This window comes from Methylobacter sp. BBA5.1 (assembly GCF_000746145.1).
GTDB classification, from domain to species: domain Bacteria; phylum Pseudomonadota; class Gammaproteobacteria; order Methylococcales; family Methylomonadaceae; genus Methylobacter; species Methylobacter marinus.
Genome location: NZ_JQKS01000006.1, coordinates 135115 through 148930, shown reverse-complemented (window position 1 = coordinate 148930; position 13816 = coordinate 135115). Strand labels below are relative to the sequence as shown.

The window sequence follows — 13816 nt, the reverse complement described above, 5'->3', positions numbered from 1 at the left end:
AAATGAGCGAAAAAACAGTACGGCAATTGGCGGAGGTTGTAAAAATACCTCTGGAACGATTATTAGAGCAGTTGAAAGAAGCGGGATTATCCGCTAGCGCCCCTGATGATGTAATCAATGAAGATGAAAAAATGCAGTTGCTGGCGCATTTGCGCAAGCGTCATGGCAAGGGCGATGGCGCCGACGAGGGCACGCCCAAGCGCGTGACTTTAAAGCGCAGGAAAGTCAGTGAACTTAAGCAGGCCAGTGTGCCCGGTAATGCGACTAAAACAATCAGCGTTGAAGTGCGCAAAAAAAAGACTTATATCAAGCGTACCGAGATCAGCGAGTCGGAAGAGCAAAAGGAGTTGGAACAGGCCAGGCAGGCGGCTCTGGAAGAGCGGCAAAGACAGCTTGAGCGGGAAGAGGAAGAGCGTCGTAAACAGGAAGAAGAGCGCTTGAAGCAAGAAGAGCTTCTCGAAAAGGCCGGGGAACAGGTCGAAGCGGCTAAGGCGGAGGTTGAAGCGATTGAGCCTGAGCCGGAAATTCAACCTGAGGCAGCTCCCGAGCCTAAAGCTGAAGTTGAGCCTGAAGTCGAGCTCGAGGATGAATATGAGACCTTGAAAATCAAGGAAGAAAAGAAAATCAAGCACGACAAAACCAATAAATCCAAAGAGGCCGAGGAAGTCAAAAAGAAACAGGAAGAAAAGGAGCGGCGTCTTGAAGAATCCATTAAAAGAAATGCTGAAAAAGTAAGGCAGCAGGCGGCAGCGAAACAGGAAATGCTGCAGAAGAAAAAATTGCAGGAAGAAGGCGCGCGCGCGGGCGGAAAAGAATCCAGACGAGGCAAGAAAAAAGGCGGCAGACAAGCGGAGCGTGTCAGTGCGCAGCCTGAAAGCAGACATCAGTTTGAGATGCCGGTCGCGCCTATCGTGAAAGAGGTCACGATACCTGAATCGATCATCGTTTCCGACCTCGCCCAGAAAATGAGCGTGAAGGCGGCCGAAGTCATCAAGCATCTGATGAAGCTGGGTATCATGGCGACGATCAACCAAAGCATCGACCAGGAGACCGCCGCTATTCTGGTTGAGGAAATGGGCCATAAAGCGATCATGCAAAGTGAGGATGACCTCGAGCAGGAAATGTTGTCTGAAGCCACGGCCGATGATAATCGCGAGGCACTGCCACGGGCGCCTATCGTCACAATCATGGGGCATGTCGACCATGGGAAAACATCGCTGCTGGATTATATTCGCAAGACGCGCGTGGCAGCCGGCGAGGCCGGCGGCATTACGCAGCATATCGGTGCGTATCAGGTGAAAACCGATCACGGCTCGGTGACTTTTTTAGATACTCCGGGACATGCCGCGTTCACGGCCATGCGTGCGCGGGGCGCCGATGTGACTGACGTTGTTATTGTCGTTGTCGCCGCTGATGATGGCGTGATGCCGCAGACGAAAGAAGCTGTGGAACACGCTCGGGCGGCCAATGTGCCGATTATCGTCGCGATCAATAAAATCGATAAGCCCGATGCCAATCCCGAGAAGGTCATGCAGGAGTTGTCCGCCATTAACGTCATGCCCGAAGAATGGGGTGGCGATGTGCAATTCCTGAAAATTTCGGCCAAGACCGGTGAAGGTATTGATGATTTAATCGAAGCTCTGATCCTGCAGGCGGAAATTCTGGAATTGAAAGCACCGGTCGAGGGCGCCGCATCCGGCATTGTTATTGAGTCAAGACTGGATAAAGGTCGTGGCGCCGTGGCAACAGTGCTGGTGCAAAAAGGCACGTTGGAAAAAGGCCAGATAGTCTTGTGCGGCCATGAGTTCGGCCGTGTCAGGGCCATGTTCAACGAGAACGGTAAAGCCATCAAGGAAGCGATTCCGAGCACACCGGTGGAAATCCTCGGCTTGTCCGGTACACCGAATGCCGGCGATGAATTTTTAGTGGTGCAAAGTGAACGAATCGCCAGAGAATTGGCCGAACACCGGGAAGACAGGAGCAAAACCAGTCGCCATGCCGCGCAGCAGGCTTCGAAGCTCGATGAAGTGTTCTCGAAAATGACCAGCGGCGAAACCGCGAGCTTGAATCTGGTTATCAAGACCGATGTTCAGGGCAGTCTGGAAGCGTTACGCGAGTCTCTGGTCAGTCTGTCCACCGAAGAAGTCGAGGTGAAAGTCGTTTATGGCGGCGTCGGCGGTATTAATGAAGGCGATGCCAACCTGGCGCTGGCTTCGGGTGCCATTCTGATGGGCTTTAATGTCCGTGCCGATGCGACGGCTCGGAAGTTAATCGAAGAGAAAGGCATCGATCTGCATTATTACAGTGTCATTTATGATGCGATTGATGAGGTTAAAAAATCCATCAGCGGTATGCTGGCACCTGAAATCAAGGAGCAGATTGTCGGTCTTGCTGAAGTTCGGGATGTCTTCCGGTCACCTAAGTTCGGCGCTATCGCCGGCTGTATGGTCATCGACGGCTATGTCAAGAGAAATCTGCCGATACGCGTACTGCGTAATAACGTGGTTATCTATGAAGGCCAGTTGGAATCGTTGCGTCGATTTAAAGAAGACGCGACCGAAGTCAAGATGGGCATGGAATGCGGTATCGGCGTGAAAAACTACAATGATGTCAGAGTCGGCGATCAGATCGAGGTGTTTGAACGTATAGAAGTTAAACGGGAACTGTAACCCTTATGGCTAAAGAATTCGGTCGTAGTGCACGTGTTTCGTCGCAGATGCAGAAAGAGCTTTCCCTGATTCTGCAACGGGATATTAATGATTCCAGACTGGGCTTTATCACTATCAATGACGTTGAAGTCAGTAAGGATCTTGCCGTGGCAAAAGTTTACGTCACGGTTCTGAACGTCGATGAGCAGGGCAAGCGGAACAATGTCAAGTGGCTGAACGAGCTGGCGCCTGTCATCCGGCATGAGCTGGCCAAAAGGATGCGCCTAAGGCATATGTCCGAGTTGCGTTTCTATTACGACGATTCGTTTGATACCGGCATGCGCGTATCTGAGCTTTTGAGTGGTCTGGATAAGAAAGACAAGGATTAGCCGGGTATGAGTAAACGCAAATCCGGGCGTAACGTCCACGGCATTCTGTTGCTGGATAAGCGCCTGGGAGTCTCGTCAAACAAGGCTTTGCAGGAAGTGAGGCGTTTGTTTGATGCCAATAAGGCCGGGCATACCGGCAGTCTGGATCCGTTGGCGACCGGTCTGTTGCCGTTGTGTTTCGGCGAGGCGACCAAGGTTTCGGCGCTAATGCTCGATGACGACAAGCGCTACCAGGTGCTGGTTCAGCTCGGGGTGATGACGGATACAGGCGATGCCGAGGGTAAAATTCTAAAGGTCCGTCCGGTGCCAGATTTGAGCATTGATGAGATCGTCGCCTGTCTGAAAAAATTTACCGGCGAGATCGACCAAGTGCCGCCGATGTATTCGGCCTTAAAGCATCATGGCAAAAAACTTTACGAGTTGGCTCGCGCCGGTGAAACAGTCGAGCGAAAAGCCCGGCGCATCACGATATACGATCTGCAATTGCTGGATTTTTCCAAGGACCGGCTGACGCTGGATGTGCGCTGTTCAAAAGGGACTTATATCCGATCGCTGGCGGAGGATATCGGGCATGAGCTCGGCTGCGGCGGAACGGTAAAACAGTTGCGCCGGCTGGCAGCCGGTCAATTCAGCATCGACCATGCCAAAACCTTTGAGCAGCTGGCTGAAATGGATGAGCAGGCGCTGCGTCAATGTCTGATTAATGTTGATAAACCCTTAGAATCCCTTCCCGCCGTACAGCTGTCAGAGAGCGAGGCAACCCGCATAAAATACGGGCAGGCACTTAGCGTCGAAAAGCCTTTGCAAGGTATGGTACGCATGTATCATGCCAATGTTTTTTTGGGCTTGGGAGAAATGCTATTGGATGATAAACTAGCGCCGAAAAAATTGTTCAATCTGGACAACGAGCCTGCGTGATGAAGAGTCCTCAGGCTGAAAATTACAACTGCTTCTACCCCCTATCGTGGAAACAGTGTATTCGATAGTCGTCATAGACGGCTTTACTTTTAATTTTTTAATCTTAATAGGGATTATAAATGCCATTCACTGCAGAACAGAAAAAAGCAGTCATAGAAGCCTATAGACTGTCAGATACCGATACCGGCTCACCCGAAGTACAAGTTGCTTTATTGACTGCCCACATTACCCATTTAACGCCTCATTTTGCAACACACAAAAAAGACAACCATTCACGTCGCGGTTTGTTGCGCATGGTTAACCAGCGTCGCAAATTGCTGGATTATTTAAAAAATAAAGACGGTAATCGTTATCGTTCATTAATTGAGCGTCTAGGCTTACGCAAATAAAAAGCACAAATGAAACGGCACGTATTCGTGCCGTTTCTGCTTTAGCTAGTCATGGATTGAATAAACCTTCAAATAACCTTTACACAAAGGAACCTTATAGTGAATCCTATTAGGAAAGAATTTCAGTACGGCGATCGGCTCGTTACATTAGAAACCGGTGAAATAGCCCGTCAAGCAGACGGCGCTGTTATGATCGATGTTGATGGCACCTCACTGCTGGTCACAGTCGTTGGTAAAAAAGAAGCTAATGGCGGCGATTTTTTTCCATTGACTGTTAATTATCAGGAAAAAACTTACGCTGCAGGTAAAATCCCCGGCGGTTTTTTCAAAAGAGAAGGACGCCCCAGCGAAAAAGAGACATTAACGTCTCGTTTAATTGACAGACCTATCCGTCCTCTTTTTCCGGAGGGTTACACGAACGAAGTTCAGATTATCGCTACCGTCGTGTCATTGAATCCGGATGTTGATCCCGACATTCCTGCGCTGTTGGGCACTTCTGCCGCGTTGGCGGTTTCAGGACTGCCTTTTAATGGCCCGGTAGGCGCGGCTTGCGTCGGTTACAAAGACGGCGCCTATTTATTAAACCCGTCGCCGACAGCATTGCAGGACTCTCAGCTGGAATTGGTCGTTGCCGGTACTGCGCATGCCGTTTTAATGGTTGAATCGGAAGCGCACGGTTTGTCCGAAGAGGTCATGCTGGGAGCAGTTTTGTTCGGCCACGAGCAAATGCAGACCGCCATTAATGCCATTAATGAATTCGCTCAACAGGCCGGTACCGGAACGGTTGAGTGGGTGGCACCCGAAATGGATGCCGAACTGGAAAAACTGGTAACTGCGGAAGTTGAGGCAGGCATTAAAGCGGCTTATCAAGTGCCTGAAAAACTGGTCAGACAAGAGCAGTTGAAAGCTATCAGAAATGCAGTTGTTGAAAAACTGACAGCCGATGAACAATATGCGGAACAGGATATTCGCACCATTATCGAGCATCTGGAAAAGAAGATAGTTCGCAGTTCCATTCTGAATGAAGGTAAACGCATCGACGGTCGTGATCTGGATTCAATCAGGCCCATTGCGATCAGAACCGGCGTATTGCCCAGAACTCACGGTTCCGCCCTGTTTACCCGCGGTGAAACGCAGGCGCTGGTAGTCGCGACGCTTGGTACGCAACGCGATGCGCAAATTATCGATGCGTTGTCCGGCGAATACAAAGAACCTTTCATGTTGCATTACAACTTCCCTCCGTTCAGCGTCGGCGAAACCGGTTTTGTCGGCTCGCCAAAGCGTCGTGAAATCGGTCATGGCCGTTTAGCGAAGCGCGGCGTTCAGGCGGTTTTGCCTAATATGGATGAATTTCCGTATGTGATTCGCGTTGTGTCTGAAATCACCGAGTCGAACGGTTCGAGTTCCATGGCTTCCGTGTGCGGCAGCAGTCTGGCGCTGATGGATGCGGGCGTGCCTATTTCATCACCAGTAGCCGGCATTGCCATGGGTCTGATCAAAGAAGGCGACAGTTTTGCGGTATTGTCGGACATCATGGGCGATGAAGATCATCTGGGCGATATGGATTTTAAAGTGGCCGGTTCCGAACAGGGTATCACGGCGCTGCAAATGGATATCAAGATCGACGGCATCACCGCCGAAATCATGAAGACAGCGCTGGAGCAGGCAAAACGTGGCCGTCTGCATATCCTGGGCGAAATGAACAAGGCATTGTCCACAACGCGCGAGCACATGTCTGATTATGCGCCGCGCATCATTACCTTCAAAATCGATCCGAGCAAGATCCGTGAGGTGATTGGTAAAGGCGGCGCGACTATTCGCGGCATTACCGAGCAAACCGGTGCCAGTATTGATTTGACCGATGACGGTCTGGTTAAAATTGCCTCTGTCGATAAGGCGGCCGGCGAGGAAGCGCGTCATCTGATCGAGGAAATCACGGCCGAAGTGGAAGTAGGTAAGGTCTATGAGGGTAAAGTTGTCCGGTTAATGGACTTCGGCGCATTCGTCACGATTCTTCCCGGTAAGGACGGCCTGGTGCACATTTCGCAAATTTCCGATGAACATGTCGACAAAGTCAGCGATAAGTTGTCTGAAGGCGAAGTAGTCAGAGTGAAAGTGCTCGAAATTGACCGTCAAGGCAGAGTCAGGCTGAGTATGAAAGAAGCGGAAAAAGAATAATAACGCTGTTAAGAGAGAAAGGGCCGTTAAGGCCCTTTTTTGTGAGCATGAAGTTAACAGAAATATTCGATCAAGATTGCCGGCAGTGCAAAAGGCTGGATGAATTTCTACAGGAAGTCAAACAGAACCATCCGGATTATCACGCCCGCCCGGTGGCCCCTTTTGGCGATCCTCATGCCCGGCTGCTGGTTGTCGGTTTGGCACCCGGCATGCATGGCGCCAATGCCACCGGCCGGCCGTTTACGGGCGATTATGCGGGGTTACTGCTGTACGAGGCGCTGTATGAATTCGGTTACAGCAACCAACCGACATCCACATCATTAACCGACGGTTTGGTACTCAAGAATTGCCGCATCACCAATGCGGTAAAATGCCTGCCGCCCCAAAACAAGCCGACAGGCAGTGAAATCGCCTTATGCAACAGCTTTCTGGCGGCCGAGTTAACGGCATTGCCGCCAGGCGCAGTCATACTGGCATTGGGAACTATTGCGCACCAGGCAGTATTAAAAGCCTTTGGATTGAAACTGGGTAGCGCTAAGTTTGGTCATAATCAATTGCACGATTTGCCAAATGGCCGGCGGCTGATCGATTCATACCATACCAGTCGCTATAACGTGCAGACCAACAGGCTGACAAAAGATATGTTTGCCGATGTTTTTCGTACTATTGGGACCGTATTGGATCAAGTGTGAATGCCGATATTTCAGAAAATGCTTTTGATGTAAAAGCATTTTTAAAAAACCTGACCACCCGCCCGGGCATTTATAGAATGCTCAATGAAAAAGGCGAGATAATTTATATCGGGAAGGCTAAAAATCTGAAAAACCGCGTTTCCAGTTACTTCAAGCCGCAAACGGCCTCGCCTAAGCAACAGGCCATGGTCGCCAAAGTGACCGGCATCGAAGTGACCGTCACGCATACCGAAGGTGAGGCTTTACTGCTGGAATGCCAGCAAATCAAGCGTTATAAGCCCCGTTATAATATCTGTCTGAGGGACGACAAATCCTATCCTTATATTTTCCTTTCCAGTGAACAGGATTTCCCGCGCGTCACCCTGCATCGCGGCGCAAAGAACAAGCGCGGCCGCTATTTCGGCCCTTATCCCAGCGCCGGCGCCGTCAGGGAAACGCTGAAGCTGCTGCAAAAGATATTCCCGGTCCGGCAGTGTGAGGATTCCGTTTATAACAACCGCACCCGGCCTTGCCTGCAGTATCAGATTGAACGCTGCACCGGTCCGTGCGTAGGGCTGATTGACAAAGCCGGCTATGCCCAGGACGTGGACAGCACGATCCTGTTTCTGGAAGGCAAGGGCAGTCTGCTGATCGACCAGTTGGTTGTTAAGATGGAGAAAGCAGCGGCTGATCTTGATTATGAGCAGGCTGCCATTTACAGAGATCAGATCTTGAAATTGCGTTCCGTGCTGGAAAAGAACTTCGTTCATGGCGAGCGCGGCGATGTGGATATTATCGCCTGTGCCGCCAAGGCTGGCGTGGCCAGCATTCAGGTCTTCTTTATCCGAAACGGGCAGCATCTTGGCAACAAGCTGTATTTCCCTAAAATGACTGATGAGCATGATCCGGCCAGTATTCTGCAGGCATTTATTCCGCAATATTATCTGGACAGACAAGCGCCTCATGAATTAATCGTCAGTCATGAGCTGGAGGAAACCGAACTGCTGGCGGAAGTCCTGGCCAATCAGGCCAAACACGCCGTTAATATTTCTCCCAGAGTCAGAGGAGAGCGATTAAAATGGCTGCAAATGGCCTGCACGAATGCGGAAAACGCTCTACTGAGCAAATTATCGGACAAACAGGGGCTCTATGCCCGGTTTCTCAGTCTGCAGGAAGAACTGGGTTGCAAGGAACTGCCCAAACGCCTGGAATGCTTTGATATCAGTCATACCCAGGGCGATCAGACGGTTGCATCCTGCGTTGTTTTTGATAGGGAAGGTCCGGTAAAATCAGCTTATCGTCGCTTTAATATTGAGGGCATAACCGGAGGCGATGATTATGCGGCGATTCATCAGGCCGTGTTCAGGCGTTTTAAGCGCCTTAAGCAGGGCGAGCATGCCGCGCCCGACATATTATTGATCGACGGCGGTAAAGGTCAGGTTCATGCCGCCCAAAAGGCATTAGCGGAATTGGACATAAACAATGTTATGATAGTGGGCGTTTCGAAAGGGCCGGACAGAAAGCCCGGCATGGAAAAGCTGATTCTGGTGGAGCAGGATCAACCCATTGATGTAACGCCGGGGGCCAGCGGTTTATTGCTGATTCAGCATATCCGCGATGAAGCGCACCGGTTTGCGATAACAGGGCACAGGCAGCGGCGCGGTAAGACGAAAAAACAATCGGTATTGGAAACCATTCCGGGGCTGGGGCCAAAGCGGCGGCAGATTTTATTGAAACAGTTTGGGGGGTTGCAAGGTATTTCACGGGCTGGCGTGGATGCTCTTTGCAGTGTAGACGGTATAAGCCGACAAATAGCGCAACGAATTTACGAACAATTCCATCATCAAGATGACACTTGAATTTAATTTACCCACAATGTTAACGCTGTTAAGGATTGTATTAATTCCTTTATTAACAGTGATTTTTTATTTGCCCTGGCAATATTCCAATCTAGCCTGTACCTTGATTTTTATTATCGCGGCCGTTACCGATTGGCTGGATGGTTACTTGGCCAGAAAAATGGAGCAGGAAACGCCGTTTGGTGCATTTTTGGATCCGGTGGCCGATAAATTGATGGTGGCCATCGTCCTGGTGCTGATTGTTCAGCAACAGCCAAATCCTTATATGGCTGTTGCCGCTGCTGTTATTATCGGTCGGGAAATAACCATCGCTTCACTGAGAGAATGGATGGCGGAAATCGGCAAGCGCGCAAAAGTCAAGGTTTCTCAATTGGGTAAGTGGAAAACGACTGCGCAAATGCTGGCCATTACGCTGTTGTTGTATCGCGAGGACCTGGCCGGCATCCCGGTTAACGTCGTGGGGTATGTCCTTTTGTATATTGCCGCCTTATTAACATTATGGTCTATGGTCAATTACCTCAGGGCGGCGTTGACAGCGATCACGGAACAATAACCACCAGCCGATCCGGGTAAGTTTCCGGGATTTTATTAACATATGAGATACAGCACATTGAATTGGCTGTGAAAGAAGAAAATGGATAAGGAAAAAGAAAACATACAGATAAAATCTGAAACACAGGATGAGATATTACTAGCGGCTTTAAAATTATTTGCCGAAAAAGGTTATTTCAACACCTCGTTAGCGGATATCAAAGATGCGGCGGGCATAAAAACCACGAGTGGCATTTATCAGCATTTTAAAAACAAACAGATGATAGCCTCGGCGTTATATGCCAACATTTTCGATAGCTTGAACATATCCATCGACGATATCCGGCGCAGAAATAAAAAAGCATCGGAGCAATTACGTGAAATTGTCGATTTGTTATTCAGGCTTACCAGTGAGGCGCCCGATGTCATGCGATTTTTACTGATTTTGAAAATCCATGAGTTTTTGCCGGAAGAAAAGCCCTTGCTGGAAACGGCGCCTTTCGTAAAAATTATCAAAATCATTCAGGCTGGCATGAAGGCCGGAGAAATACGCACTATGGACCCGGTTCTCGGATACGCGTATTTTTTCGGCATCATCAATCAGACCTTGTGTCTGCTGTTGACCGGCGCTCTGGATAAGAAAGCCGAGGTCTATCAATCGCAGGCCTGGCTCGCGGCATGGAACGCAATCGCCAAAAGGTAATCCAATTTATTATTTTTTAACATAAAAATATGGGTGATATTGTTCAGTTTAAACGACCGAAAATATCGGAACGGCATAAAGGCAATACTTTATGCCGCAGCGGCTTTCATAAATGGGAAGTACTCAAGGAAAAACAGTTCGATGTCAAGCAGGGGAAGCTGATTACTGTTTATCAATGCGGGCGGTGCGCAAAAATCAAATCCAAAGCTCTTTAAGGACTCCGGTAAACGGCCCACCATGTTCAAGCCTTTTCTCCGACAATACGAATATATAGTGCCAGATCATCCGGCGACGGATAATGGCATACTGGAAAAGCATTACCGTGAACTCGTCGTCAAACGCCATATCCAGAATGATGCCGCTCAGGTGGAAGTGCTGGGGCATCTGCAGCAACTGCTGGATGTGATTTCTGAAAAAGCCGATTACGATAGCAAGCTGGCTTTAGGCAAACTACTCTCGGCCAGACCCGAAAAGAGTAAAAGTCTTTATATATTCGGTGATGTCGGCCGGGGTAAATCCATGCTGATGGATTTCTTTTTTCAGGCCTGTCCGATCAAGCAGAAGCGGCGTGTGCATTTTCACGTTTTCATGCTGGAAATCCATGCCTTTATTCATCAATGGCGAAAATCCCGCAAAGGCGACCCGATTCCCGCGTTGGCGAAGCATATTCGAAAATCCACCCTGTTGTTATGTTTCGATGAGTTTAATGTCAGCGATATTGCCGACGCCATGATATTGGCGCGTTTGTTCAAACAGTTGTTTGAAAAGGGCATTATTATGGTCGCCACCTCTAACTATCATCCCGATGCGCTTTATCAAGACGGTTTGCAGCGGGAATTGTTTCTGCCGTTTATCGCGCTGCTGAAACAATCCGCTGAAATTCTGGAACTGGTGGCCAAGGAAGATTACCGGTTGATTCATCTTAAGGCATTGTCGACGACTTTCCATGCGCCGCTTGACGAGTGGGGTAAAGCGTTCCTGCGCCAAAGCTACAATGACCTTACCAATAGCGGCGCGACGGAATCAGTGGTTCTGCAAGTGCAGGGCCGGCACGTTCATTTTGCGGCGGCGCATGGCGACATCCTGTTTACTTCATTTAATGAACTTTGCGGCAGGGCTCTGGGAGCGGCCGATTATCTGGTTATTGCCCGGGAATTCAATACGTTGCTGGTCGCGGATATCCCCAAATTTTCCTTTGAAAACAGGGACGAAGCGCAACGATTTGTCACTTTGATTGATGTCCTTTATGAGCATAACGTAAAACTGATTTGTACGGCCGAGGCGCCCGCCGATCAGCTTTATACGGATAAAAGGCCTTTTGAATTCAAGCGAACACAATCAAGACTGATCGAAATGCAGTCAGAAAAGTATCTGGGCAAAAAGCATGCGCCCGCTTAAGGATTCGGCTAGAGCGTTTATTTATTAGCCGGAAACATTACCTTCAGACATGCGTCGCCATGAAAAACAAGCCATTCACTGACCGACAGGGCGCCAGAGGTTTTCATAAATCCGGTAGGGTACGCAGTGCGTACCTTTTGGGATGACTTTCACCGGAACCGCTGGAAAAGGTACGCACTGCGTACCCTACTGTATTTTTCAGGCTGGCCTGTCAATAACAATAGTCAATTTTTACAACAGCCGTTGCTTTCAGGTAACGGCTGATTGCTCTAATAAGGAAACATCCTTTCGGCCTGAAGGTCGAGATCTAAAATCAGAAAGGAATATTGATTAATAAACGTCCCTGACGTAGCGTTTGTCTTTTTTCAGCTGATTGACGTAATCAATGGCTTGCTGTTCCGAGAGGTTGCCGTGTTCGGCAATCACGTCGTGCAGAGCCTTGTCGACATCCTTGGCCATGTGGTAGGCATCGCCGCAAACGAAGAAATAACCGCCCTGTTCCAGCCAGGCGAACAGTTCGGCACCGTTTTCACGCATGCGGTCCTGTACATAAATCTTTTCCTCTTGATCTCTGGAGAAGGCCAGATCCAGTCGGGTCAGCAGGCCTTTTTGCCGCATGACTTCCAGTTCCTCGCGGTAGATAAAATCAGTCGCCGAGTTGCGGTCGCCGAAGAACAGCCAGTTTTTACCTGGTGCATTCCGGTACTCGCGTTCCTGCAGGAAGGCGCGAAACGGCGCGATGCCGGTGCCGGGGCCGACCATGATCATCGGCAGGCTGTTGTCGTCGGGAACTCTGAAGACCTTGTTGGGTGTGAAGAAGACGCGTACATCGGTTTCGTCGTCGACCAGGTCGGCCAGAAAAGTCGAGCAGACGCCTTTGTGCAGACGGTTATAGCTCTCATAACGCACGCTGGCCACGGTTAAATGAACGGTGTCCGGATGCATTTTGCCGCTGGAGGAAATCGAGTAGGCGCGATGCTGCAAGGGTTTCAGCAGGCTGATGAATTCAGCGGCCGAGAATTCCACTTGCGGGAATTGCCGTAGCAAATCCAGCGTGTCGCGGCCCCATAAATAATCCGCCAGTTTGTCCTTGTCGCCCGATTCCAGAATGCCGTTGAGCTCCTGGTCCCCTGAGCGGCTGGCGATTTCCTCGATCAATTCCTTGCTGGGCAGCTTGATTTCAAATTGTGTGCGCAAGGCTTCGTGTAACGCGATCGACTCGCCGTTGACCGGTTCGTCTTCATCGCCTTTGCAGCCGATGGCTTCAAGGATATCGGCGACCAGTTTGGGGCAGTTGGTCGGCATCACGCACAGGGCGTCGCCGGCTTCATAGCTTAATCCGGAACCGGTAATGGCAATTTCATAATGCCGTGTTTCCTTTGACGACGATTCGGCGGTCAGAAGCCGGTTCGCGACCATTTTGGCCGGGAACGGGTTCTTGCGGTTGTATTGGGGTTTTTCGGCCTGAGCGGCTGCCTCGATGTCGACAATGACCGTGGTCGACGCGCCTTCAGCCATGTGCGGAATGACGGCACTGATCCAGCTCGCCGCCGGTTCTTCAAAATCGACGTCACAGTCAGTACGGTCGTAAATTCGCGTGGCGCCCAGTTCAGCCAGTCTTTGGTCCCAGTCTATGCCCGCTTTGCAGAATAAGTCATAGCTGGTGTCGCCTAATGCCAGTACGGAGAATTTGATGTTTTTGAGATCGGGCGCCGAGTCGGATGCTACGGCCTCCCACAGCATTTGGGCATTATCGGGCATTTCCCCTTCGCCGTATGTACTGGTGATGACCAGCAAGTATTCCATGGCGGCAAGTTGATCGATTTCGACCTCATCCATGCTTTTTACCAGCGGTTTCAAGCCGTGTGTTTTCGCCACGCTGGCGGCGTCATGAGCGATGGACTCGGCATTGCCGGTTTGGCTGCCGTACAGAATGTGGATGACGCGGGCATCCACTTGATTAACAGAGCCGGCACTTTGAATCATATGCGTATGCATGCCGGCAAAGAAGCCGTTTAGCCATGCGCGCTGACTTTCGCTGTAGGGAGCGTCGAATGGGATATGAGGTGTTTTCATTTGAGTTACTAACAAATCAATGTCTGTGCATCCGCCTCCTGGTATTTAACCCGAGG

Annotated in this window: 11 protein-coding genes; 10 read left to right on the top strand and 1 reads right to left on the bottom strand. The window is 50.1% G+C overall.

From position 1 onward, the window contains the following. The first annotated feature begins 2 nt into the window (after window positions 1-2). The 10 genes from infB to zapE all read left to right on the top strand — a co-directional run bounded on the left by infB (window position 3) and on the right by zapE (window position 11684). Complete coding sequence (gene infB / locus EK22_RS05740; protein ID WP_036248876.1) at window positions 3-2669, top strand: translation initiation factor IF-2; 2667 nt, start codon at window positions 3-5, stop codon at window positions 2667-2669. Between the two features lie 5 nt (window positions 2670-2674). Continuing rightward, window positions 2675-3037 (top strand): 30S ribosome-binding factor RbfA, encoded by a 363-nt coding sequence (gene rbfA, locus EK22_RS05735; protein ID WP_027147038.1) that lies wholly within the window; start codon window positions 2675-2677, stop codon window positions 3035-3037. A 6-nt stretch (window positions 3038-3043) separates the two neighbouring features. Beyond that, window positions 3044-3955, top strand: coding sequence for a tRNA pseudouridine(55) synthase TruB (gene truB, locus EK22_RS05730; protein ID WP_020157901.1), 912 nt, complete (start codon window positions 3044-3046; stop codon window positions 3953-3955). Window positions 3956-4074: 119 nt separating this feature from the next. After that, on the top strand, window positions 4075-4344 hold the full coding sequence (gene rpsO, locus EK22_RS05725) for a 30S ribosomal protein S15 (protein WP_036248872.1): 270 nt from the start codon (window positions 4075-4077) through the stop codon (window positions 4342-4344). Between the two features lie 99 nt (window positions 4345-4443). Beyond that, window positions 4444-6522, top strand: a complete 2079-nt coding sequence (pnp, locus tag EK22_RS05720) for a polyribonucleotide nucleotidyltransferase (RefSeq protein WP_036248870.1) — start codon at window positions 4444-4446, stop codon at window positions 6520-6522. 47 nt (window positions 6523-6569) lie between these two features. Continuing rightward, on the top strand, window positions 6570-7214 hold the full coding sequence (locus EK22_RS05715; protein WP_020157898.1) for a uracil-DNA glycosylase: 645 nt from the start codon (window positions 6570-6572) through the stop codon (window positions 7212-7214). Then, window positions 7211-9052, top strand: coding sequence for an excinuclease ABC subunit UvrC (uvrC, locus tag EK22_RS05710; RefSeq protein WP_036248869.1), 1842 nt, complete (start codon window positions 7211-7213; stop codon window positions 9050-9052). Before EK22_RS05715 ends, uvrC begins: the two co-directional genes overlap by 4 nt. After that, window positions 9042-9605 (top strand): CDP-diacylglycerol--glycerol-3-phosphate 3-phosphatidyltransferase, encoded by a 564-nt coding sequence (pgsA, locus tag EK22_RS05705; RefSeq protein WP_027147036.1) that lies wholly within the window; start codon window positions 9042-9044, stop codon window positions 9603-9605. The genes uvrC and pgsA overlap by 11 nt, the downstream gene beginning before the upstream one ends. An 81-nt stretch (window positions 9606-9686) precedes the next feature. Continuing rightward, a complete protein-coding gene (locus EK22_RS05700; RefSeq protein WP_036248866.1) occupies window positions 9687-10286 on the top strand; it encodes a TetR/AcrR family transcriptional regulator in 600 nt (199 codons plus the stop codon). Window positions 10287-10559: 273 nt separating this feature from the next. Then, window positions 10560-11684 (top strand): cell division protein ZapE, encoded by a 1125-nt coding sequence (gene zapE, locus EK22_RS05690; protein ID WP_232216322.1) that lies wholly within the window; start codon window positions 10560-10562, stop codon window positions 11682-11684. A gap of 330 nt (window positions 11685-12014) precedes the next feature. Here zapE and EK22_RS05685 read toward each other — a convergent pair whose 3' ends face one another. Continuing rightward, complete coding sequence (locus EK22_RS05685) at window positions 12015-13760, bottom strand: sulfite reductase subunit alpha (RefSeq protein WP_020157891.1); 1746 nt, start codon at window positions 13758-13760, stop codon at window positions 12015-12017. Window positions 13761-13816: the final 56 nt, after the last annotated feature.

Bases quoted from the DNA above. Each gene is read 5' to 3' on its own strand.
- infB (WP_036248876.1), top strand. From the start codon at position 3: ATGAGCGAAAAAACAGTACGGCAATTGGCGGAGGTTGTAAAAATACCT.
- rbfA (WP_027147038.1), top strand. From the start codon at position 2,675: ATGGCTAAAGAATTCGGTCGTAGTGCACGTGTTTCGTCGCAGATGCAG.
- truB (WP_020157901.1), top strand. From the start codon at position 3,044: ATGAGTAAACGCAAATCCGGGCGTAACGTCCACGGCATTCTGTTGCTG.
- rpsO (WP_036248872.1), top strand. From the start codon at position 4,075: ATGCCATTCACTGCAGAACAGAAAAAAGCAGTCATAGAAGCCTATAGA.
- EK22_RS05715 (WP_020157898.1), top strand. From the start codon at position 6,570: ATGAAGTTAACAGAAATATTCGATCAAGATTGCCGGCAGTGCAAAAGG.
- pgsA (WP_027147036.1), top strand. From the start codon at position 9,042: ATGACACTTGAATTTAATTTACCCACAATGTTAACGCTGTTAAGGATT.
- EK22_RS05700 (WP_036248866.1), top strand. From the start codon at position 9,687: ATGGATAAGGAAAAAGAAAACATACAGATAAAATCTGAAACACAGGAT.
- EK22_RS05685 (WP_020157891.1), bottom strand. From the start codon at position 13,760: ATGAAAACACCTCATATCCCATTCGACGCTCCCTACAGCGAAAGTCAG.